General features: G+C 73.9%; 19 protein-coding genes and 1 tRNA gene. 8 read left to right on the top strand and 12 right to left on the bottom strand.

From position 1 onward, the window contains the following. Positions 1-47: 47 nt before the first annotated feature. Both IE326_RS29540 and IE326_RS29535 read left to right on the top strand, forming a co-directional pair. Positions 48-122 (top strand) — tRNA-Leu (locus IE326_RS29540). Positions 123-231: 109 nt separating this feature from the next. Then, positions 232-1,020: a helix-turn-helix domain-containing protein gene (locus tag IE326_RS29535; RefSeq protein WP_150227666.1), complete on the top strand. Its 789-nt coding sequence runs from the start codon at positions 232-234 to the stop codon at positions 1,018-1,020. Positions 1,021-1,156: 136 nt separating this feature from the next. On the opposite strand, the gene pyk is transcribed toward IE326_RS29535, so the two are convergent. Next, positions 1,157-2,584, bottom strand: a complete 1,428-nt coding sequence (gene pyk / locus IE326_RS29530; RefSeq protein ID WP_150227667.1) for a pyruvate kinase — start codon at positions 2,582-2,584, stop codon at positions 1,157-1,159. 274 nt (positions 2,585-2,858) lie between these two features. Between pyk and IE326_RS29525 the strand changes: the two genes are divergently transcribed. Then, positions 2,859-4,655 (top strand): bifunctional metallophosphatase/5'-nucleotidase, encoded by a 1,797-nt coding sequence (locus tag IE326_RS29525; RefSeq protein ID WP_190043787.1) that lies wholly within the window; start codon positions 2,859-2,861, stop codon positions 4,653-4,655. Between the two features lie 4 nt (positions 4,656-4,659). Here the strand turns inward: IE326_RS29525 and IE326_RS29520 are convergent, their stop codons facing one another. The 6 genes from IE326_RS29520 to IE326_RS29495 form a co-directional block, all read right to left on the bottom strand. Then, complete coding sequence (locus IE326_RS29520) at positions 4,660-6,072, bottom strand: lysine N(6)-hydroxylase/L-ornithine N(5)-oxygenase family protein (RefSeq protein ID WP_190043786.1); 1,413 nt, start codon at positions 6,070-6,072, stop codon at positions 4,660-4,662. After that, complete coding sequence (locus IE326_RS29515; RefSeq protein ID WP_190043785.1) at positions 6,069-7,445, bottom strand: pyridoxal phosphate-dependent decarboxylase family protein; 1,377 nt, start codon at positions 7,443-7,445, stop codon at positions 6,069-6,071. The genes IE326_RS29520 and IE326_RS29515 overlap by 4 nt, the downstream gene beginning before the upstream one ends. Positions 7,446-7,575: 130 nt before the next feature. Beyond that, the gene (gene pepN / locus IE326_RS29510) at positions 7,576-10,086 is read right to left on the bottom strand and encodes an aminopeptidase N (protein ID WP_190043784.1); all 2,511 of its coding nucleotides are present in this window, start codon (positions 10,084-10,086) and stop codon (positions 7,576-7,578) included. 103 nt (positions 10,087-10,189) lie between these two features. After that, positions 10,190-11,179 (bottom strand): asparaginase domain-containing protein, encoded by a 990-nt coding sequence (locus IE326_RS29505; RefSeq protein ID WP_190043783.1) that lies wholly within the window; start codon positions 11,177-11,179, stop codon positions 10,190-10,192. Further along, entirely contained in the window at positions 11,179-11,505 is a 327-nt protein-coding gene (locus IE326_RS29500) for a chorismate mutase (protein WP_150227673.1), read from the bottom strand. The genes IE326_RS29505 and IE326_RS29500 overlap by 1 nt, the downstream gene beginning before the upstream one ends. A gap of 11 nt (positions 11,506-11,516) precedes the next feature. Next, entirely contained in the window at positions 11,517-12,404 is an 888-nt protein-coding gene (locus IE326_RS29495; RefSeq protein WP_150227674.1) for a helix-turn-helix domain-containing protein, read from the bottom strand. Positions 12,405-12,485: 81 nt separating this feature from the next. Here IE326_RS29495 and IE326_RS29490 point away from each other — a divergent pair, with 81 nt between their 5' ends. Next, a complete protein-coding gene (locus IE326_RS29490; RefSeq protein WP_190043782.1) occupies positions 12,486-14,261 on the top strand; it encodes a glycoside hydrolase family 35 protein in 1,776 nt (591 codons plus the stop codon). Between the two features lie 68 nt (positions 14,262-14,329). On the opposite strand, the gene IE326_RS29485 is transcribed toward IE326_RS29490, so the two are convergent. Further along, positions 14,330-15,115, bottom strand: coding sequence for a S1 family peptidase (locus tag IE326_RS29485; protein WP_150227676.1), 786 nt, complete (start codon positions 15,113-15,115; stop codon positions 14,330-14,332). Between the two features lie 246 nt (positions 15,116-15,361). Between IE326_RS29485 and IE326_RS29480 the strand changes: the two genes are divergently transcribed. The 4 genes from IE326_RS29480 (at position 15,362) to IE326_RS29465 (ending at position 19,744) form a co-directional block, all read left to right on the top strand. Then, the gene (locus IE326_RS29480; RefSeq protein ID WP_190043781.1) at positions 15,362-16,267 is read left to right on the top strand and encodes a zinc ribbon domain-containing protein; all 906 of its coding nucleotides are present in this window, start codon (positions 15,362-15,364) and stop codon (positions 16,265-16,267) included. A gap of 42 nt (positions 16,268-16,309) precedes the next feature. Continuing rightward, the gene (locus tag IE326_RS29475) at positions 16,310-17,068 is read left to right on the top strand and encodes a class I SAM-dependent methyltransferase (RefSeq protein WP_190043780.1); all 759 of its coding nucleotides are present in this window, start codon (positions 16,310-16,312) and stop codon (positions 17,066-17,068) included. A gap of 14 nt (positions 17,069-17,082) precedes the next feature. Next, positions 17,083-18,591 carry an ankyrin repeat domain-containing protein gene (locus tag IE326_RS29470; RefSeq protein ID WP_190043779.1) on the top strand — a complete coding sequence of 503 codons (1,509 nt, stop codon included), beginning with the start codon at positions 17,083-17,085 and terminating at the stop codon, positions 18,589-18,591. A 256-nt stretch (positions 18,592-18,847) separates the two neighbouring features. After that, positions 18,848-19,744: a tyrosine-protein phosphatase gene (locus IE326_RS29465; protein ID WP_190043778.1), complete on the top strand. Its 897-nt coding sequence runs from the start codon at positions 18,848-18,850 to the stop codon at positions 19,742-19,744. Between the two features lie 3 nt (positions 19,745-19,747). Here the strand turns inward: IE326_RS29465 and IE326_RS29460 are convergent, their stop codons facing one another. The 4 genes from IE326_RS29460 to IE326_RS29445 all read right to left on the bottom strand — a co-directional run bounded on the left by IE326_RS29460 (position 19,748) and on the right by IE326_RS29445 (position 22,311). Then, positions 19,748-20,368, bottom strand: a complete 621-nt coding sequence (locus IE326_RS29460; protein ID WP_150227681.1) for a TetR/AcrR family transcriptional regulator — start codon at positions 20,366-20,368, stop codon at positions 19,748-19,750. A 47-nt stretch (positions 20,369-20,415) separates the two neighbouring features. After that, positions 20,416-20,928, bottom strand: coding sequence for a pyridoxamine 5'-phosphate oxidase family protein (locus IE326_RS29455; protein ID WP_190043777.1), 513 nt, complete (start codon positions 20,926-20,928; stop codon positions 20,416-20,418). A 164-nt stretch (positions 20,929-21,092) separates the two neighbouring features. Next, positions 21,093-21,470, bottom strand: a complete 378-nt coding sequence (locus tag IE326_RS29450) for a VOC family protein (RefSeq protein ID WP_150227683.1) — start codon at positions 21,468-21,470, stop codon at positions 21,093-21,095. Positions 21,471-21,591: 121 nt separating this feature from the next. After that, a complete protein-coding gene (locus IE326_RS29445) occupies positions 21,592-22,311 on the bottom strand; it encodes a VWA domain-containing protein (protein WP_190043776.1) in 720 nt (239 codons plus the stop codon). Positions 22,312-22,316 lie beyond the last annotated feature (5 nt).

Here is a 22,316-nt window from a genome sequence, read left to right as displayed (position 1 = left end):
CTGTAAGGTGGTGCTCCGCAGGGGCCATAGCGCCCTCGCTTTCTAAGGCCCCAGTACTCCAACTGGTCAGAGAGGCCGCTCTCAAACAGCGGACAGTGTGGGTTCGAATCCCACCTGGGGCACTTTTCCTTCGATTCTAAGGTACCCGGTCTATGGGTGACCGTCACTCACACGCATGAAGCCTGACCATCTGTGCCATGCGACCCCCACGAGCCGGTCACGATCGACCGCATGCACTTCCATGGAACAGAGGTACGCCGGCAGGCGCTGACGCTCCTGCGCGACGGCACGAAGAACGCTGACGTCGCCCGCAAGCTCAATGTCCCGCTCGGCACGATCGGCTACTGGAAACACACCGACCGCGCCAAACGCGGCGAATGCCCGGGGAAGCCCGCCCCCAAGTGCCCCCGCTGCGACGGCCGGGAATTGGACGCGGCAGCGTACGCCTACCTCCTTGGCCTCTATCTCGGCGACGGGCACATCAGCCGATACTCGGCGCACCGGGCACCGAGCCTCATGATCACACTCGATGACGCCTGGCCAGGCGTACAGGACGAGGCCGAGAGAGCCATGCGCCGGGTGTTTCCGGACAACTCCACCTGCCGCGTGCGCAGGAAGGGCTGCCACAACGTCAAGGTGTACTCGCTGCATCTAGCCTGTCTCTTCCCCCAGCACGGCCCCGGGAAGAAGCACGAGCGGCGCATCGCACTCGAAGCCTGGCAGCAGAAGATCATCGATGCGCGCCCCTGGGAATTCATCCGCGGCCTCATCCACTCCGACGGCTGCCGGATCACCAATTGGACGACTCGCCTCGTCGGCGGCGAACGCAAGCGGTACGAGTACCCCCGGTATTTCTTCACCAACAAGTCGGACGACATCCGGAAGCTGCTCGGCGACACCCTCGACAAGGTCGGTGTCGAGTGGACGACCACCGCTCGCGGTACCGCTCCCTACAACATCTCCGTCGCCCGCAAAGCCTCCGTCGCGCTCATGGACGCCCACGTGGGCCCCAAGCACTGACCACCGCCACCCGGTCGAGGTCCGGACCCGAAGGGTCCGGACCTCGGGGCGTCATTGCGCCACTTCACTTCTGGTGACGTGGTTCTTCCTGGTGTCCCACCGCGTGCGCGGGTGCTGTGTCCCCGCGCCTCCGGGGTCAGGAGAGCGGGTCCCCGATGTGGTGGACGCGGACCAGGTTCGTGGAGCCCGAGACGCCGGGCGGGGAGCCGGCGGTGATCACCACGACGTCGCCCTTCCGGCAGCGGCCGATGCGCAGCAGTTCCTCGTCGACCTGGGCGACCATGGCGTCGGTGGAGTCGACGTGGGGGCCGAGGAAGGTCTCCACGCCCCAGGTGAGGTTGAGTTGCGAGCGGGTCGCCGGGTCCGGTGTGAAGGCGAGCAGGGGGATCGGCGAGCGGTAGCGGGAGAGCCGGCGGACGGTGTCGCCGGACTGGGTGAAGGCCACCAGGAACTTCGCGCCGAGGAAGTCGCCCATCTCGGCGGCGGCCCGGGCCACGGCGCCGCCCTGGGTGCGGGGCTTGTTGCGCTCGGTCAGCGGCGGGAGGCCCTTGGCGAGGACGTCCTCCTCGGCGGCTTCGACGATGCGGCTCATGGTGCGGACCGTCTCGATGGGGAAGCGGCCGACGCTGGTCTCGCCGGAGAGCATCACGGCGTCGGTGCCGTCGATGACCGCGTTGGCCACGTCGGACGCCTCGGCGCGGGTGGGCCGGGAGTTGTCGATCATCGAGTCGAGCATCTGGGTGGCGACGATGACGGGCTTGGCGTTCCGCTTGGCGAGCTTGACGGCGCGCTTCTGGACGATCGGCACCTGTTCCAGGGGCATCTCGACGCCCAGGTCGCCGCGGGCGACCATGATGCCGTCGAAGGCGGCGACGATCTCCTCGATGTTCTCGACCGCCTGGGGCTTCTCGATCTTGGCGATGACGGGGAGGCGGAGGCCCTCCTCGTCCATGATGCGGTGGACGTCCTCGATGTCCCGGGCGGAGCGGACGAAGGAGAGGGCGATGACGTCGGCGCCGGTGCGGAGCGCCCAGCGGAGGTCTTCGACGTCCTTGTCGGAGAGCGCGGGGACGGAGACGGCGACGCCCGGGAGGTTGAGGCCCTTGTGGTCGGAGACCATGCCGCCCTCGACGACGCGGGTGTTGACCCGGGGGCCGTCGACGGAGACGACCTCCAGGGTGACGCGGCCGTCGTCGACGAGGATCCGCTCGCCGGGGGTGACGTCCTGGGCGAGGCCGGAGTAGGTGGTGCCGCAGCGGTGGCGGTCGCCCTCGGCCGGTTCGACGGTGATGGTGAAGTCGTCGCCGCGTTCAAGCAGTACGGGGCCCTCGCGGAAGCGGCCGAGGCGGATCTTCGGGCCTTGAAGGTCGGCGAGGACGCCGACGCTGCGGCCGGTCTCGTCGGCCGCCTTGCGGACCCGGTGGTAACGCTCCTCGTGTTCGGCGTAGGTGCCGTGGCTGAGGTTGAAGCGGGCCACGTCCATTCCGGCCTCGATCAACGCCTTGATCTGGTCGTATGTTTCGGTGGCGGGCCCAAGGGTACAAACGATTTTCGCTCGGCGCATGAGGCGAGCCTAGGGCCTTACCCGCCGGTAGCCGGTGGGTCCCGCATGACTACTCAACAACCTTTGCGTGAAACGCCGTTGACAAGTATTGAATCTGTGCGGCGGGTTGCTCCGATGAGCGTTTTCCGAGCTCCGGAGGCCGTCGTCTCGCCATACGGTACGAACACTTTCCCGCTCCGTAACCCGAAAGGGCTGTTGCTCCAGAGGCGTCTGGGCCAGAATCTACGCGCGTTGTGCACCCAGAGGCAGCGCCACGGAACAAGGAGAAACACACATGCCGCTGAACCGCCGGACCTTCCTGGAGAGCTCCGCAGCCCTCGGAGCCGGAGCCGCCCTCGCCGCCGGGGCCGTCGCTCCCGCCGAGGCCCACGGGCCCCGCCCGAAGCCGGCCAAGCGGTACTCCTTCACCGTCATGGGCACCACCGATCTGCACGGAAACGTCCTGAACTGGGACTACTTCACGGACAAGGAGTTCGACGACAAGGCCCACAACGACGTCGGCCTCGCCAAGATCTCCACCCTGGTGAACCGGGTCCGCGCGGAGAAGGGCCGCCGCAACACGCTCCTCATCGACGCCGGCGACACCATCCAGGGCACCCAGCTCTCGTACTACTACGCCAAGATCGACCCGATCACGAAGACCGGCGGCCCGGTCCACCCCATGGCCCAGGCCATGAACGCCATCGGCTACGACGCCGCCGCGCTCGGCAACCACGAGTTCAACTACGGCATCCCCGTGCTGCGGAAGTTCGAGGAGCAGTGCGACTTCCCGCTGCTCGGCGCCAACGCGCTCGACGCGAGGACGCTGCGGCCGGCCTTCGCCCCGTACAGCATCCACCGGCTGCGCACCCCGCACGGCAGGGACGTCAAGGTCGCGGTGCTCGGTCTGACCAACCCCGGCATCGCCATCTGGGACAAGGCGAACGTCAGCGGCAGGATGGTCTTCCCCGGCCTGGAGGAGCAGGCGGCGAAGTGGGTGCCGAAGCTGCGCTCCCTGGGCGCCGACGTGGTCGTCGTCTCCGCGCACTCCGGCTCCAGCGGCACCTCCTCCTGGGGCGACCAGCTGCCCTACGTGGAGAACGCCGCCGCCCTCGTCGCCGAGCAGGTCCCCGGCATCGACGCGATCCTCGTCGGCCACGCCCACGCCGAGATCCCCGAGTACCGGGTGACCAACGAGGAGACCGGCAAGGAGGTCGTCCTCTCCGAGCCGCTGAAGTGGGGCCAGCGCCTCACCCTCTTCGACTTCGACCTGGTGTGGGAGAAGGGCCGCTGGACGGTGGAGAAGGCCGCCGCCCGGGTCCTCAACTCCAACACCGTCGAGGAGGACCCGGAGATCACCGGTCTCCTCGCCGACGAGCACGCGAAGGTCGTGGCCTACGTCAACCAGGTCATCGGCACCTCCACCACCGCCATGACCACGGCCGACGCGCCGTGGAAGGACGAGCCGATCATCGACCTGATCAACGTCGTCCAGACCGAGACCGTGCGGGCCGCCCTGGCCGGGGGCGCGTACGCCGGCCTGCCGGTGCTCTCCCAGGCGTCCTGCTTCTCCCGCACGGCCCGCATCCCGGCCGGCGAGATCACCATCAAGGACGCCGCCGGGCTCTACCCCTTCGAGAACACCCTGGAGGCCCGTCTGATGACGGGCGCCCAGCTGAAGGAGTACCTGGAGTACTCGGCGAAGTACTACGTGCAGACCCCGGCGGGCGCCCCCGTCGACACCGCGAAGCTCACCAACGCGGACAACACCCCGGACTACAACTACGACGCCGTCTCGGGGCTGACCTACGACATCGACATCGCCAGGCCCGTCGGCTCCCGGATCACCGGCCTGTCCTTCGAGGGCGAGCCGATCGACCCGGCCGCGAAGTTCGTCCTCGCCGTCAACAACTACCGTGCCAGCGGTGGCGGCGCCTTCCCGCACGTCGCCAAGGCCGAGCAGCTGTGGGCGGACTCCGACGAGATCCGCAACACGATCATCCAGTGGGTGCGGGCCAAGGGCACCGTCGACGCCTCGCTGTTCGCCGGCGTCGGCTGGCGGCTGACCCGGGACGGCGTGCCCGTCTTCTAGGACGCTAGTGCTGCACGAGGGGCGTCAGCTTCCGTTCCTGGGACGGGATGCTCGGCGCCTCTCGCGCGTCCAGGCCGAAGCTGGTGAAGGCGGTCCTGCGCGGCAGCGGGTACGGCTCCTTGCCCGTCACCGCGTTGAGGATGACGGCGCTGCGCCAGGCCGCCAGGCCGAGGTCGGGGGCGCCCACGCCGTGCGTGTGGCGCTCGGCGTTCTGCACGTACACCGAGCCGGTCACCGAGGGGTCGAGCACCAGCCGGTAGTGCTCGTCGATGCGCGCCCGGCCCGCCGAGTCGTGCCGCAGGTACGGGTCGAGGCCGGCCAGCATCCGGTCCACCGGGCGCTCCCGGTAGCCGGTGGCGAGGACGACGGCGTCGGTGGTGAGCCGGGAGCGGGTGCCCTGCTGGACGTGTTCCAGGTGCAGTTCGACCTGGGTGGTGGCGACCCGGCCCGCCGTGCGGACCCGCACGCCCGGGGTGAGGACGGCGTCCGGCCAGCCGCCGTGCAGGGTGCGGCGGTACAGCTCGTCGTGGACGGCGGCGATGGTCTCCGCGTCGATGCCCTTGTGCAGCTGCCACTGGCGGGGCATCAGCTCGCCCCGGACCGGCTCGGGCAGGGCGTGGAAGTAGCGGGTGTAGTCGGGCGTGAAGTGCTCCAGGCCCAGCTTCGAGTACTCCATCGGCGCGAACGCCTCGGTGCGGGACAGCCAGGTGATCCGCTCCGCGCCGGCCGGGCGGCTCCGGAGCAGGTCGAGGAAGACCTCGGCGCCGGACTGGCCGGAGCCGATGACGGTGACGTGTCCGGCGGCGCGCAGGGAGTCCCGGTGGGCGAGGTAGTCGGCGGAGTGGATCACCGGCACCCCGGGGGCCTCCGCGAGCGGGCGCAGCGGCTCGGGGACGTACGGTTCGGTGCCGACGCCGAGGACCACGTTGCGGGTGTAGGCGCGGCCCAGGGCGGCGGCCTCGCCGTCCGGGTCGAGCTGGGTGAAGTCGACCTCGAAGAGCTTGCGCTCGGGGTTCCAGCGGACCGAGTCGACCTGGTGGCCGAAGTGGAGGCCGGGCAGCCGCTCGCTGACCCAGCGGCAGTAGGCGTCGTACTCGGCGCGCTGGATGTGGAACTTCTCGGCGAAGTAGAAGGGGAAGAGGCGTTCGCGGCCCTTCAGGTAGTTGAGGAAGGACCAGGGGCTGGCCGGGTCGGCGAGGGTCACCAGGTCGGCGAGGAACGGCACCTGGAGGGTGGCGCCCTCGATGAGGAGGCCCGGGTGCCAGTGGAAGGCGGGGCGCTGTTCGAAGAAGGTGGCGGCGAGCCCGCCGGGGACGCCGTGGGCGAGTGCGGCGAGCGAGAGGTTGAACGGCCCGATGCCGACGCCCACCAGGTCGTGGGGGCGGTCGAGGTCCTGCTGGGGGGTGCTGCCGGTCATCGGTCGGTGTCGCCTTCCACGAGGGTGATGAGCTGGGCCAGGTCGTCGGGGGTGGTGTGCGGGTTGAGCAGGGTGGCCTTGAGCCAGAGGCGGCCGTCCGCCTCGGCGCGGCCGAGGACGGCCCGGCCGTCGGCGAGGAGGGTGCGGCGGATCTCCGCCACCCGCGTGTCCTCGGCCCCGGTGGGGCGGAAGAGGACGGTGGTGAGGACGGGGCGGTCGCGGAGCTCCAGGCCGGGGGTCTTCTCCACCAGGTCGGCCAGGTCCCTGGCGTGTTCCATGCAGCGGTCGACCAGTGCGCCGAGGCCGGTGCGGCCGAGGGCCCGCAGGGTGACCGCGGCCTTGAGGACGTCGGGGCGGCGGGTGGTGCGCAGGGAGCGGCCGAGGAGGTCGGGGAGCCCGGCGTCGGTGTCGTCGTCGGCGTTGAGGTAGTCGGCGGTGTGGGCGAGCGGTGCGAGGTCGCCGGTGTCGCGGACCGCGAGGAGTCCGGCGGCGACCGGTTGCCAGCCGAGTTTGTGCAGGTCGAGGGTGACCGTGCGGGCCCGGTCCAGGCCGGTCAGGAGGGGGCGGTGGGTGGCGCTGAGGAGCAGCGGGCCGCCGTAGGCGGCGTCGACGTGCAGTTCGGCGCCGTGCGCGGCGCAGGCGTCGGCGAGCTGTGGCAGTGGGTCGATCAGGCCCTCGTCGGTGGTGCCCGCGGTGGCGGTGAGGAGGACCGGGCCGTCCTGGTCGGCGAGGGCCCGGGCCGCTTCGGCGGGGTCGAGGACGCCCCTCGGGGTGGGGACGACGACCGGCTCGGGGAGGCCGAGGAGCCAGGCGGCGCGGCGGACCGAGTGGTGGGTGTGGGCTCCGGTGACGGTGGTGAGGGCGGTGCCGTGCCGCTCGCGGGCGAGGAGGAGGGCCAGTTGGTTGGACTCGGTGCCGCCGGTGGTGACGAGCGCGTCGGGGTGGTCGGCGGCGGGGAAGACCTCGGCGGCGAGTGCGGCCGTGACCTCGGCCTCCAGGGCGGAGGCGGCGGGCGCCTGGTCCCAGGAGTCCATGGACGGGTTGAGCGCGGCGGCGGCCAGGTCGGCGGCGGCGGCGAGTGCGAGCGGCGGGGTGTGGAGGTGGGCGGCGCACAGTGGGTGCGCGGGGTCGGCGGCGCCGGCGGCGACCAGGTGGACCAGGGTGCGCAGTGCCTCGTGCGGTCCGGTGCCGGTCTCGGGGAGTACGGCTCCGAGGGTGGCGCGGACCCGTGCCGTGACGGCCTGCGGCCCGCCGGCCGGCAGCGGGCCGCCTCGTTCCTCCGCTCCGGTGCGCAGGGCGTCCAGGGCGATGCCGAGGAGGCGGCTGAGCGGGGTGGGCTGGGCGGCGAGGGGTGGCGGGGGTGCGGCACGCATGGTCGACAGGGTGCCGGGGGCGGGCGGGGCCTGTCCGGCGACCGCGGCCACATGACCCGAACGAGGGACGGGCGGGGTGCCGCCGGCCCCGGTGGGGGGGCCGGCGCGCCCGGCCCCCCGCCGGTGGGGTCTAGCTCGCGGCCGTGGCGGCCTCGCGGACGCGCAGGGCGCGGGCGAGGTCGTCGAGCTGGTCGACGAGCTTGCGGTGGAGGGCCGGGATCATGGTGCCGTCGGCGAGGCGGCGTTCGCCGAGGGCGAGGGAGTCGGCGTCGACCGCGTGCGCGGGGAAGGCGTGGCGGCCGGCGGCCTCGGCCATGGCGGGGCCCCGGCGGTCGCCGAGGGCGATGGCGGCGTCGTAGAAGCGCTCGACGTACTCCTTTACCAGCTCGGCCTGTTCGGGCTGCCAGAAGCCGAGGGCGGTGGCGGTGAAGAGGTAGTTCGACAGGTCGTCGGAGTCGAACATGGCGGCCCAGGCGGCGGCCTTGGCGGCCGGGTCCGGGAGGGCGGCGCGGCAGCGGGCGGCGCCCTCCTGGCCGGTGGCGCTGGGGTCGCGCTCCAGCTCGGCGGCGATGGCGGCCTCGTCGGTGGCGCCGAGGACGGCGAGCCTGGCGAGGATGCGCCAGCGCAGCTCCGGGTCGAGTTCGGGGCCGCCGTGGACGGTGCCCTCGTCGAGCCAGGAGGCGATCTGGTCGGGGGTGGTGGCGCTGTCGACGAGGGTGCGGACGGCGGTGAGGCGCAGGCCGGGCTCCTCGCCGTCCTCGGTGCGGCGGAGCAGGGCGCGGGCGGTCTCGCGGAGGGTCGCGAGGGCGGCGGGGCGCTCCTCCTCGGTGACGTACCGGTCGGCGACCTGCTGGCGGGCGAAGGCCAGGACGCCCTGGACGATGCCGAGTTCGGTCTCCTCGGGGAGGTGGGTGCGGGCGGTCTCCAGGTAGGCGGCGGGCTCCAGGACGCCGTCGCGGACCATGTCGCGGAGGCTGTTCCAGATGACGGAGCGGGCGAGCGGGTCGGGGATGCGGGAGAGGCCGCGGAGGGCGGACTCCTCGGAGACCTCGTCGAAGCGGAGCTTGGTGTAGGTGAGGTCGCCGTCGTTGAGGACGACGAGGTCGGGGCGGGGGCCGGTGAGGCGGGCGGGCTCCTGCTGGGGCACGTCGAGGAGGACCCGCTCGCGCAGGGCGAGTTCGCCGTCGGGGCGGCGGTCGTAGAGGCCGGCCGCGATGCGGTGGGGGCGGCTGCCGTCGCGGTCGACGGAGAGTTCCCAGCGGTTGCCCTCGCCGGTGAGGCGGGGGGTGAGGGTGTCGACGCCGGTGGTGCGCAGCCACTGCTCGGCCCAGGCGTGGACGTCGCGGTCGGTGGCGGCGGCGAGGTTGTCGATGAAGTCGGCGAGGGTGGCGTTGCCGAAGCGGTGCCGCTTGAAGTGGATGTTGATGCCGGCGAGGAAGTCCTCCTCGCCGAGCCAGGCGACGAGCTGGCGCAGGGCGGAGGCGCCCTTGGCGTAGGAGATGCCGTCGAAGTTGAGGAGGGCGGAGGCGGTGTCGGGGACGGCCTCCGGGTCCGGGGCGACGGGGTGGGTGGAGGGCCGCTGGTCGGCCTCGTAGCCCCAGGGCTTGCGGGTGACGCCGAAGTCGACCCAGGTGTCGGAGAAGAGGTCGGAGCACGCTTCGTTGACGGTCTGGTAGCCCATGTACTCGGCGAAGGACTCGTTGAGCCAGATGTCGTCCCACCAGCGGAGGGTGACGAGGTCGCCGAACCACATGTGGGCCATTTCGTGGGCGATGACCATGGCGCGGGTCATCCGCTCGGTGTCGGTGACGGCGGAGCGGAAGACGAACTCGTCGCGGAAGGTGACGAGGCCGGGGTTCTCCATGGCGCCGGCGTTGAACTCGGGGACGAACGCCTGGTCGTAGGAGTCGAAGGGGTACGGCTCCTCGAACTTCTCGTGGTAGCGGTCGTAGCACGCCTTGGTGACGGCGATGATCTCGTCGGCGTCGGCGTCGAGGTGGGGGGCGAGCGAGCGGCGGCAGTGGATGCCGAAGGGCAGTCCGGCGTGCTCGGTGCGGACGGAGTGCCAGGGGCCCGCGGCGACGCAGACGAGGTAGGTGGAGATCAGCGGGGTGGTGGCGGCCTTCCAGCGGCCGTCGTCCTGGCGCTCGGTGATGCCGTTGGAGAGGACGGTCCAGCCCTTGGGGGCGGTGACGGTCACGTCGAAGACGGACTTCAGGTCGGGCTGGTCGAAGGCGGCGAAGACGCGCTGGACGTCCTCCATGAAGAGCTGGGTGTAGACGTAGGACTCGCCGTCGGTGGGGTCGAGGAAGCGGTGCATGCCCTCGCCGGTGTGCGAGTAGCGCATGGTGGCGGTGAGGGTCAGCTCGTGCTCGCCCTCGGTGAGGGTGAGCGGGAGCCGGTTCTCGGTGAGGTCCGCGGGGTCGAGCGGCTTGCCGTCGAGGGCGGCGGAGTGGAGGGTGTCCGGCTTGACTTCGACGAAGGTGTCCCCGGCGGAGCGGGCGGTGAACCGGATGAGGGTGGTGGACCCGAAGGTCTCGTCGCCGGTGGTGAGGTCGAGGTCCACCGTGTAGTGGTGGACGTCGAGCAGCTGGGCACGGGTCTGCGCTTCGTCGCGCGTCAGTACGGACATGGGGCCCATGCTGCCTGATGGGCCTCCCCAGCGGTACAGGGGTGCGTGTTTCCGCGTGGGGGAAGGGCGCCCGGGCGGCGAAGGGGCGTCCGTACGGGGAGGGTGTCCGTCGCTACGCGAGGCCGGTGCCGTCGAGGTGGGCGAAGGCGGCGGTGATCCGGGGGCGGTCGTAGCCGGCGGGGCCGGCGGCGCCGCTGGAGACGAGGGCGGCGAGGAGGAGCCGGGCCTTGGCGGGGTCGAGCGGGCCGGCCGGGATCAGGCCGTGGTGGAGGAGGTCGTGCTCGGAGCCGGGGCCGCGGTAGGTGTCGCTGAGGCCGGTGCCCGCTCCGGTGCGGGAGGCGAGGACGACGGGGATGCGGCGGGCGAGTTCCGCGAGGGGTTCGACGAGCCAGGAGGGGGCGTGGCCGGCGCCGAAGGCGGCGACGACGAGGCCCTGGAAGCGGTCGTCGACGGCGGACAGCAGTTCGCCGCGGTCGCCGAGGGCGAGGGTGACGAGGGCGATCCGGACGGCGGGGTCGTAGGAGAGCCGGCAGGGCGCGGTGGGCACGGTGGGGCGGAGCAGGATCCGCGGGGTGCCCTCGACGACGGTGCCGAGGGGGCCCGCGCCGGGCGAGGCGAAGGTGGCGACCGAGGTGGTGTGGGTCTTGCGGGCGTGCCGGGCGGCGTGGATCTCGTCGGCGAGGACGACGAGGACGCCGAGGCCGCGGCAGGCGGGGTCGGCGGCGACGGCGAGGGCGGCGGCCAGGTTGGCGGGGCCGTCGGCGCCGGGGAGGTCGGGGCGGCGCATGGCGCCGGTGACGGCGACGGGGGCCTGCTCGGTGGGGCAGAGCAGGTCGAGGAGGAAGGCGGTCTCCTCCAGGGTGTCGGTGCCCTGGACGACGACGGCGCCGGAGCCGGCGGCGACGGCCGCGTTCACCTCGGCGGCGAGGTCGGCGAGGTCCTCGGGGGCGAGGGAGGAGGAGGGGAGCCGGCGGAAGTCGCGGAGCTCGACGTCCTCGGGGGCGCCGAGGGCGGCGAGGACCTCGGGTCCGGTCATGCGGGTCGCGTCACCGCCCCGCGCGGAGATGGTCCCTCCGAGGGTGAAAACGGTGACGCGTGCCATCAGCGTGCTCCGTCCGCGATCGTCTCGTGGTGGCGGATGACCTCGGCGATGATGAAGTTGAGGAGCTTCTCCGCGAAGGCCGGGTCCAGTCTGGCGCTCTCGGCGAGTTCCCGCAGCCGGGCGATCTGGCGGGCCTCGCGGGCGGGGTCGGCGGGGGGCAGCTGGTGCTCGGCCTTGAGGACGCCGACCTGCTGGGTGCACTTGAAGCGTTCGGCGAGCATGTGGACGACGGCGGCGTCGATGTTGTCGATCGATTCGCGCAGCCGGGTCAGCTCGGCGCGGACGGCGGGGTCGATCTCGCTGGAGTCGTTCCTGGTGTCGCTCATGGTCAGCGAGCTTAGACGGAGTCCCCGGTGAGGGTGGGCGGGTGTTCGGGATCCGGAACGCGGTCGCTCCAGCCGCCGTGGACGGCCCTGCCCTGCTGTTCGCGGAAGCGGACGGGGGCGAGGCCGACCCGGCGGGTGAAGAGCCGGGAGAAGTAGGCGGGGTCGTCGTAGCCGACGCGGCGGGCGACGGCGGCGACGGGCAGTTCGGTGGCGGCGAGGAGTTCCTTGGCGCGGCCGAGGCGGACGGTGAGCAGGTAGTCCTTGGGGCTGCGGCCGGCGGCGCGGCGGACGGCGGCGCGGAGTTCGGCGGGGGTCATGCCCTGGCGGGCGGCGTGGCCGGCGACGGAGAGCGGCAGGAAGGCGTCGCGGGCGAGGCGGGTGAGGACGGGGTCGCCGTCGGTTCCGGTGTCGGCGCGGGCGCGGCGCAGCGCGACGAGGAGTTCGTGGACGGCGGCGGCGGTCTCGACCTCCAGGAGCGGGTTGCCGGGGCGGGCGGCGCGGGCGATGCGGCCGATGGCGGCGCGGGCGGGTCCGGCGTCGGAGAGGGGGACGACGGGCCGGTCGGGCTCGATGTAGCCGAGTTCGGTGTAGGTGGCGGCGGCGGGTCCGGTGAAGTCGACGAAGGACTCGTCCCAGCCGGTGGCGGGGTCGGCGCCGTAGTGGTGGGGGACGCCGGGGGTGAGCCAGAGGAGGGCGGGGGCGGCGACGGGGGTGCGGCGGCCGTCGGCGGTGCGGTACCAGCCGCCGCCGGCGGAGACGAGGACGGCGACGTGGTGGTCGAGGGTGCGGGGGCCGACGACGGGGAGGCGGCCGTGCTGGAGGCCGACGCCGAGGCAGACGAGGCCGAGGCCGTGGTGGACGGGTCCGGGCGTGAAGTAGCGCATCCAGGTGTGGTACATGCCGGTGGCCCTCCGTAACGTCCAATCTGCGACGATCTTTGTCCATGGACCGGCCCGCCGCCAGGGGGTGAGGGTGCGGCCATGAGCACGTTCGCTGTGGGTGACGAGGACTTTCTGCTGGACGGGCGGCCGGTGCGGCTGCTGTCGGGGGCGCTGCACTACTTCCGGGTGCACGAGGGGCACTGGGCGCACCGGCTCCGGATGCTGCGGGCGATGGGCCTGGAGTGCGTGGAGACGTACGTGCCGTGGAACCTGCACGAGCCGGAGCCGGGCCGGTACGCCGATCCGGAGGCGCTGGGGCGGTTCCTGGACGCGGTGGCGGCGGCGGGGATGCGGGCGCTGGTGCGCCCGGGGCCGTACGTCTGCGCCGAGTGGGAGAACGGCGGGCTGCCGCACTGGGTGACGGGGCCGCTGGGGCGGCGGGTGCGGACCCGGGACCCGGAGTTCCTGGCGCCGGTGGAGCGGTGGTTCCGGCGGCTGCTGCCGCAGGTGGTGGCGCGGCAGGTGGACCGGGGCGGGCCGGTGCTGATGGTGCAGGTGGAGAACGAGTACGGGAGTTACGGGAGCGACGCCCGCTATCTGGAGTGGCTGGCGGGGCTGCTGCGGGAGTGCGGGGTGACGGTGCCGCTCTTCACCTCGGACGGGCCCGAGGACCACATGCTGACGGGCGGTTCGGTGCCGGGGGTGCTGGCGACGGCGAACTTCGGTTCGGGCGCGGCGGAGGGTTTCGGGGTGCTGCGGCGGCACCGGCCGTCGGGGCCGCTGATGTGCATGGAGTTCTGGTGCGGCTGGTTCGACCACTGGGGCACGGAGCACGCGGCGCGGGACGCGGGGGACGCGGCGGGCGCGCTGCGGGAGGTCCTGGAGTGCGGGGCGTCGGTGAACGTCTACATGGCGCACGGCGGCTCGAACTTCGGCGGCTGGGCGGGCGCGAACCGCTCCGGCGACCTGCACGACGGGCGGCTGCTGCCGACGGTGACCTCGTACGACTACGACGCTCCGGTGGACGAGTGGGGGCGGGCGACGGAGAAGTTCCACCGCTTCCGGGAGGTGCTGGAGCCGTACGCGGCGGGGCCGCTGCCCGGGGTGCCGGAGCCGCCGGCCCGGCTCGCGGCGCCGGTGCGGGCGGGCCTGGCGGAGTGGGCGTCCCTGGACGCGGTCCTGGCGGAGCTGGGCGGCGCGGAGACCGCCGCCGGGGTGCCGCCGGCGTTCGAGGAGCTGGGTGTGGACCGGGGCCTGGTGCGGTACCGCTTCGCGGTGCCCGGGCCCCGGCGGCCGTACCCGCTCGCCGTGACGGGGCTGCGGGACCGGGCCCAGGTGTGGGTGGACGGCGTCTTCGCCGGGGTGCTCACGGAGGAGGACGCGGTGCTGCCGGAGCCGGTGGCGGGGCCCGCGGTGGTCGAGCTGTGGGTGGAGTCGCTGGGGCGGGTGAACTACGGGCCGCGGCTGGCGGAGCCGAAGGGGATCACCGGCGGGCTGCTGCACGAGCGGCAGTACGTGCACGGGGTGCGGGCCCGGGGCCTGCGGCTGGACGCGTTCGCGGCCGGGGCGGTGGGCCGGGTGCCGTTCGGGGAGGTTCCGGCGGGCGGCGGTCGGGGGCTGTACCGGGCGTCGGTGGAGGTGGCGGGCGCGGGGGACGCGGAGCTGCGGCTGCCGGGGGCGGGCCGGGGCTTCGTCTGGGTGAACGGCTTCTGCCTGGGCCGGTACTGGCCGACGGCGGGCCCGCAGGTGGGGTTGTTCGTGCCGGGTCCGGTGCTGCGGGAGGGCGCGAACGAGGTGTGGGTGCTGGAGGTGGAGCCCGCAGCGGAGGGGTCCGGGCCGGTGGCCGTGGAGCTGTCCTGTGAACCTGCACCGTGAACGACGCGGTCAGGCGCGGAGGGGCCCCGGGGCGCTGTGCCGCCCCGGGGCCCCGGTCGGGGAGAGGGTTACAGCGTGGCCGCGGCCGACTTGATCGCGGCGGCGAAGGTCGAGACCTCCGTGTAGACGCCGGGGTAGCCGGCCCGCGCGCAGCCCTCGCCCCAGCTCACGATGCCGACCTGGATCCAGGCGCCGGCGTTGTCCTTGCGGAACATGGGGCCGCCGGAGTCGCCCTGGCAGGTGTCGACCCCGCCCTGGCTGTAGCCGGCGCAGATCTCCTCGGACGGGACGAGGTCGCTGCCGTAGGCGGACTGGCAGGACGCGTCGGAGACGAAGGGGACGTTGGCCTTGAGCAGGTAGCGCTGCTGGGCGCCGCCCTCGCGGGCCGCGCCCCAGCCGGCCACGGTGAAGGTGCCGCTGTTGTAGGCGGTGGTGTCGGCGATCTTCAGGGTGGGCAGCGAGGTGATGGGGCTGGCGAGCTTGATGAGGGCCCAGTCCTTGCCCTTGCCGTTGTAGCCGGGGGCCTGGAGGACCTTGGTGGAGCGGACCTTGATGGCGCTGGACGACTGGAGGTCGACGACGCCGGCGGTGGCGGTGATGGAGGTGTTGTTGCCGGAGCCGCTGACGCAGTGGGCGGCGGTGAGGACGACCTGGGGGCTGATCAGGGAGCCGCCGCAGCCCATGGAGAGCCGGACCATCCAGGGGAACTCGCCCTGGGCGGCGCGGGTGCCGCCGACGACCGGCGCGGGGGCGGCGGAGGCGCTGGAGACGGGCTGGAGGCTGAGGGCGGCGAGGGCGACGGCGCCGGCCGCGGCGAGTTTCTGCAGGGTGCGGACGAGTCGGTTCTTCTGCACGGTCTGCCTTCTCTCGTGTGGGGGGTCGGTGCATGGGGGGTGCGGCCCTGACGGTGGGTCGCGCGGGTCGTGCGTCACGCGGGTGGCGTGGGCCGCGGGATCCGCGGGCGGATCCACGAAAGGGGATGACATGCGCCCGTCAAGGCATGTCCGGATTATGGACAGCTTCCAACTCCCGCCACAAGGAAGCCTTTTCGGCCAGGATCCGGGCCCGGACCGTACAGTGGGGGCGGGGGTGGAGCACGCATGACGGACCGCCGCGGGGCCGACCGGGCCGGCCTGGACGCCCACGGGGTGGAGCACGGCTTCCCCCACCGGGAGGACGTACGGGCCTCGCTCACCGCGCTCTACCGGCGGCTCGGGCCCGCCGGCGTCGGCCGGTACCCGGTCAGCGTGGCCGCCGCCGACGTGGCCCTCTCCCCCGGCGAGGACCCGCTCCTCGCCGCCACCCGGATCGCCGGGACCCTGGTCCGCCACCTGCGGCTGCCGGAGGCCCGGATGGTGGTCTCCTTCCGGACGATGGAGCACGCCGCCACCGTCGAACTCGCCGCCGGGCCGGAGTACTCCGTCGAGCTCAACGCGCGCTTCTCGACCCGGCCCCGGGACATCGGCGCCGCCCTCGCCCACGAGATCACCCACGTGCTGCTGCACCGCCTCGGCCTCGGCTTCCCCGACACCGGACGGAACGAGATCCTCACCGACGTGGTCACCGCCTATCTCGGCGCGGGCTGGCTGCTTCTCGACGCCTTCCGGCAGGACGGCGCCGAGAGCCAGAAGCTCGGCTACCTGACGCCGGAGGAGTTCGGCTGGGTGCTCGCCCAGCGGGCCGCGCTCTTCGGCGAGGACCCCTCGCCGTGGTTCACCGGCGCGGCGGCGTACGAGGCGTGGCGGCGCGGCCTCGCCGAGGCCGAACGGGAGCGGCGGCTGCCCCCGCTGGCCGGGGCGGCCTGGACCGCCCGCCGCCGCTACGCCCGCGACCGCCGCCTCGGCCGCGCCGCCCCCGGCGCCCCGTACGCCTTCACCGGCGGCGCCCCCGCCACCGCGGTCGCCTTCCCCTGCCCCGTCTGCCGGCAGCGCCTGCGCGTCCCCGCCGGCCGCGCCCTGCGCGCCCGCTGCGGGCTGTGCGGGACGGTGCACGACTGCGCCGGATGAAAAATCCGCGCACGTCACACCCCCGGCGGGGACAATACGGGCATGACACGGAGTTTCGACGACCTGGTGGCGGAGGCCGAGGCGGCCCCGATGGAGGGCTGGGACTTCTCCTGGCTCGACGGACGGGCCACCGAGGAGCGGCCCTCCTGGGGCTACCAGCGGCTGCTGGGCGAGCGGCTGGCCGGGGCCGCCGCCGCGCTGGACGTCCAGACCGGCGGCGGGGAGGTGCTGGCCGGGGCGGGGAAGCTGCCGCCGCTGACGGCGGCCACCGAGTCCTGGCCGCCGAACGTGGCGAAGGCGACCCGGCTGCTGCACCCGCTCGGCGCGGTCGTCGTCCACGACGAGGACGAGCCGCCGCTGCCCTTCGGCGACGCCGCCTTCGACCTCGTGGTCAGCCGCCACCCGGTGACGGTGTGGTGGGCGGAGATCGCCCGGGTGCTGCGCCCCGGCGGCACCTACCTCTCCCAGCAGGTGGGCCCGGCCAGCGTCTTCGAGCTCGTCGAGCACTTCCTCGGGCCGCAGCCGGAGGAGGTCCGCCGCGCCCGGCACCCCGAGGACGCCCGGCGGGACGCCGAGGCGGCCGGCCTGGAGGTGGTCGACCTGCGGGCGGAGTCGCTGCGGACCGAGTTCCTGGACGTGGGCGCGGTCGTCTGGTTCCTGCGGAAGGTGATCTGGATGGTGCCCGGCTTCACCGTGGAGGCGTACCGCGGCCGGCTGCGGGAGCTGCACGAACGGATCGGGCGGGAGGGGCCGTTCGTGGCGCACACCACCCGCTTCCTCATCGAGGCGCGCAAGCCCTGACCCCGGGGACGGATTTGCGCCGGGGGCGGACGGCGGGTCAGGGTCGGGGCATGAGCGCGCTGTTGGAGGCCATCGCCGCCGGGGACGAGGACGCGGTCGTCCGGGCGCTGCGTGAAGGGGCCGACCCGGAGACCGACGACGAGGGGGAGACCGCCCTGTACCGGGCGGCGGTCGCGGACGAGCCGGGGATCGTGCGGCTGCTGCTCGCCGCCGGGGCCGATCCCGGCCGGGCCGGCGGCGCGGACGGCGGGGACCTCCCGCTCTGCGGGGCGGCCTGCGGAGGACACGTCCGGACCGTGCGGGCGCTGCTCGCCGCGGGGGCCGACCCCGACCAGGAGGAGGAGTTCGGCTTCACCGCGCTCGCGTGGGCGGTGCGGCTCGGACACGCGGAGACCGTACGGGCGCTGCTCGCGGCCGGCGCCGCGCCGGACCGGGCGGGGCCCGACGGCCTGGTCCCGCTGGTCGCGGCGGCCCGGCGCGGCTCCGCCGCCTGCGTACGGGCGCTGCTCGACCACGGCGCGCGGGACGCGGCGGACGCGCTCGGCGAGGCGCGGCGGTGGATCGGCGTGGACGTCGCGGCCGAGCTGCGGCGCGGGCTCGTCGCCGGACACGGCGGCGGGGAGACGTACGAGGCGGTGGTGCGGCGGGTCCGGGAGGACGGCGGGGTGACCGTGGTCGTCGAGCTGCTGCGGGAGGACGGCCGGCCGGGGCGCGGCGACGAGCGGCAGACCGGGCACGCGGCCGTCGCCACCCTCCTGGAGGCGGCGCTGGGGCTGCGGGTCCCGCACGAGGAGCTGGCGGAGCGGGCGCTGCGCTGCGGCGACCCGGAGCTGGACGACTGGACGACGGCGGTGGCCGCGCTCGCCGGGCGGGCCGACGAGGAGACCTTCGTGACGGCGGCGGCCTGGTGCGCCCACCGCGATCCGCTGCGGCGGGCGCTGGGCGCGCGGGTCCTGGGGGCGCTGCCCGGCTTCGCGGCGAGCGCGGTCCCCGCGCTGCGGCGGCTGGCGGCAAAGACGGCGGCGGGCCCCGGCCGGGAGCCGGTCCTGTCGGCGGTGACGGCGCTCGGGGCGTGCGCGGACCCGGCGGCGGTGCCGGAGCTGCTCGCCGCGGCGGGCCACCCGGACCCGGAGGTGCGGCGGGCGGTCGCGGGCGGCCTCGCGGGGCTCGTGCCGGCCGGGGACGTGGACGCGCTGGGGGTGCTGCTCGGGCTGAGCCGGGACGGGGACGCGCGGGTGCGGGACTGGGCGGTGCTGGCCCTCGCCGAACTCCCCGACGACACCCCGCTCGTCCGGGAGGCGCTGGCGGAACGCCTCGCCGACCCCGATCCGGAGACGGTGGCGGAGGCGGCCCGCGGGCTCGCCATCCGGCAGGACCCGCGGGCGGTGGACGCGCTGGCGGCGGTCCTCGCGGACGGCGACCCGGACGGCGCGCCCCGCGAGACGGCGCTGGCCGCCCTGGAGTTCGTGCGCGACGCCCGGGTCAGGACCCGGCTCGAATGGACCGCCCCGCGCGGACGCTGACCCGGGCGGACGCCGCCCGACCCCTCGGGCCGGCCCGACCCCTCGGTTCCGCCCGGCACCTGGGCACCGCCCACCCCCTGAGCCCCCCGCCCCGCGCTTTCCCGCTCAGCGGGAGGGCCCCTCCGGTGCGGGGATCCCGGTGCGCGCGGCCCTCCCCTCCCCCGGCCCCGGCTGCTACCTTCCCCACCAAGCGACCGTCACCTAACAAACGTTTGGCAGATGTGCGGTCGATCCGGCACCCGTGAGGGAGACAGTCATGCCCCTGTCGAGACGCGCCCTGCTGAGCACCGCCGGAGCCACCGCCGTCCTGGCGGCCGTCTCCCCGACCGCCGCGGCCCGGCCCCGCACCGGGAGTCCCGTCCGGCAGATCCCCCTCCAGGGCGCGGTGAACGTCCGCGACCTGGGCGGCCGGCCCACCCTCGACGGCAAGCGGGTCCGCCACGGCCTGGTCTACCGGGGCGACCACCTCGCGAAGCTGACCGACGCCGACCTGGCCGTGCTCGGCGGACTCGGGCTCGCGCGGGCCGTGGACTTCCGGATCCCCACGGAGGTCGCGCACGACGGCGCCGACCGGCTGCCCGCCGGGGTGGCCGCCGTCTCCCGGCCCGTCACCGACCGGGGGCTCTTCGGACAGCTGATGGCCGCGATCGGCTCGCGCGACCCGGTGCGGCAGGAGGAGATGCTGGGCGGCGGACGCGCGGCGGCCTACATGACGGAGGTCTACCGCACCTTCGTCACCGACGCGGCCAACCGCGCACAGTTCGGGCGGACCCTGCGCGAACTGGCCGAGCCCGGCACGGGCCCGGTGCTCTACCACTGCACCTCGGGCAAGGACCGCACCGGCTGGACGAGCTGGCTGCTGCTGCGGCTGGTCGGCGTGCCGGAACGCTTCGCCACCGAGGACTACCTGGCCTCCAACACCTTCCGCGCCGCCTACGACGCCCGGGTCCGCGAGGGTCTGCGGGAGGGCGGCCTCATGCGGGACCCGGAGCTGATCGTGCCGCTCCAGGAGGTCCGCGGGGAGTACCTGGACGCCGCCCTCGCCGAGGTCGCCGCCGGCTACGGCAGCCTGTACCGCTACGCGACGGCCGGCCTGGGCCTGGACCCGCGCACCCTGGCGGGCCTGCGGAAGCGCCTGGTCGGACGCGCCTGACCGTCAGGCGCGCACGGCGATCCCGTCGAGGACCATCGACAGGTACTGGCGGGCGATCTCCTCCGGGCTGTGCCGGCCGCCGGGGCGGTACCAGGAGGCGGCGACCCAGACGGTGTCGCGGACGAAGCGGTAGGTGAGCCGGACGTCGAGGTCCGCGCGGAAGACGCCGTCCGCGACGCCGCGCTCCAGCGTCCCCAGCCACGCCTTCTCGAACCGGCGCTGGGAGTCGGCGAGGTAGTGGAAGCGGGGCAGGTCGACGAGGTGCCGGGACTCCTTCTGGTAGATGGCGACGGCGGCCCGGTGCCGGTCGATCTCCCGGAAGGACTCCGTCACCAGCGCCTCGATGGTCTCCCGGGGGCCGAGGGAGGCCGCGAGGACGGCGTCGTACCCCTCCCAGAGCTCGGTGAGGAAGGTCGAGAGGATCTCGTCGAGCATCGACTCCTTGGAGTCGAAGTGGTAGTAGAGGCTGCCGGCGAGCATGCCGGCGGCGTCCGCGATCTTGCGGACGGTGGTGGCGTTGTAGCCCTGGGCGGCGAACACCTCGGCGGCCGTGTCGAGGAGTTCGCGGCGCCGCTCGGGCGCGGCGGCGTTCGCCTGGTTGCTCTTCTTCTTCGTCGCTGACACGGGACCATTGTCGTCGCCCCGGGGACGGGGCCCGCGCGGGCCCGCCGTCAGGCGTCCTCGCGCGGCGGGGCGTCGTCGTTGCCGCGCCGCAGGGTGCGGGCCGGCCGGCCGGGGCGCCAGGTGGTGAAGAGGATCTCCTCGCCCTCGACCCGGGTCCGCACGACCTCGTGGGGCTCCATCCGGAAGAGGTGGAAGGGCAGCGGCGCGCCGGCGACGGCGGCGTACGCGGCGACGGCGGCCGGGTCGGTGACCTCCACCGCCCGGCCCGAGATCCGGACGTCGCCGCCGTCCATGTCCGTGCCGGGGCCCGGGTTGGCGAGCAGCGAGCAGCGGGGGTCGCGGCGCAGGTCCAGCGCCTTGCGGGAGTTCGGCATCATGCCGAGCCACAGGTCGCCGTCCCGGAAGTCGGCCTCGATGCCGCTGAGGCGCGGCGAGCCGTCCTTCCGAAGGGTGGCGAGGACGTGGTGGACGTACCGTCCGAAGCGTTCGCGGACGAGCGCGGCCAGTGCGGGTTCGGCGGCCTCGAAGGCCGTCCAGGCGGGGGTTCCGGTGTCTCGCATGGTCCCAGGAGACACCGGATACCCGACACCTTCTGTCCGGATTCCACGCGGTCCGGGGGGGCGCGGTCCGGAGAGCACGGCCCGGAAGGCGGCCCGGGAAACCGGAAGGCGGCCCGGGAAGGCTAGGAAACGGCCCGGGAAGGCCGGGAGGCGGTCCGGGAAGCCTAGGAGGCGTTCCGCTCCGCCGCGCTGCGCTCGACGCAGAACTCGTTGCCCTCCGGGTCGGCCAGGGTCGCCCAGCCCGTCCCGTCGGGCCTGCGGTGGTCGCCGACGAGGGTCGCGCCGAGGGCGAGCAGCCGCTCGACCTCCTCGTCGCGGGTGCGGTCCTGGGGCTGGAGGTCGAGGTGGACCCGGTTCTTGACCGCCTTCGCCTCCGGGACCCGGATGAAGAGGAGGGCGGCTCCGGCCGACTCGACGAGGGCCTCGGGGTCGCCGGGGTTGTCGTCGTCGGAGACCTTGGCGTCCAGCACCCCCGCCCAGAACCCGGCGAGGGCGTAGGGGTCGGCGCAGTCGATGGTCACGTGGCGTACGAGAGAACTCATGCGCTCATGATTCCCCGCGGGCGCGCCGGCGGGCCACCCCATTTCCCCGCCCTCCCGGGCTGCCGCCGGTCCGTCAGGAGGACGCCGCCGCGAGGGCCTCGCCCCGGTGGCGGCGCCGGTGTCACGACCGGACGATGCCCTGGGCGCGGGCGGCGGCGAGCCAGTGGGGGAACTCGCCGACCAGCCGGTCGTACAGCTCCGCGTCCGCGATCCGGGACGGGTCCTTCCCGGCGTGGAAGAAGCCGGCGTTGTCCACGCACCGCCGCTCCGGGACGGCCAGTTCGTCGAGCCGGCGCAGGAAGTCGAACTGCTTGCTGCCGGGGTCGCCGAAGCCGACGAACTGCCAGAAGATCGGCAGCCGGGCCGCCTTGCACACGTACCGCTCGGCCGCGAGCCGGTTGACGGGGCCGCCGTCGGTCTGGAAGACGACGAGGGCGGGCGCGGTGGAGCCGCTGTCGAGGTGGTGGTCGATGACGGCGTCCATGGCGAGGTGGTAGCTCGTCTTCCCCATGTGGCCGAGGCCCGCGGCGATCCGCGCCACCCGTCCCTCGTGGTCGTCGAGCCGGATCTCCGTCTCGGCGTCGACGTCGGTGGAGAAGAAGACGACCGGCACCCGTCCGTCGTCGTCGAGCTGGGCGGAGAGCCCGAGGACCCGGTCGGCGAGGGCCTGCACGCTGCCGTCGTCGTAGTAGGGCTTCATCGAGCCGGAGTAGTCGATCACCAGGTGGACCGCGACGCGCTGTCCGGCGACGCCGTGGCGGCGCAGCGTCTCCCCGGCCGTCTTGTAGAGGCTGACCAGCGCGGGCGCGGTCTCCTCCACCTTGCGCAGGCTCAGTGCCATGAGCT

It is taken from the genome of Streptomyces filamentosus (assembly GCF_014654895.1).
Lineage (GTDB): Bacteria > Actinomycetota > Actinomycetes > Streptomycetales > Streptomycetaceae > Streptomyces > Streptomyces filamentosus.
Note: the sequence above shows the minus strand (reverse complement) of the source record. Positions and strands in the feature narration are given on the sequence as shown.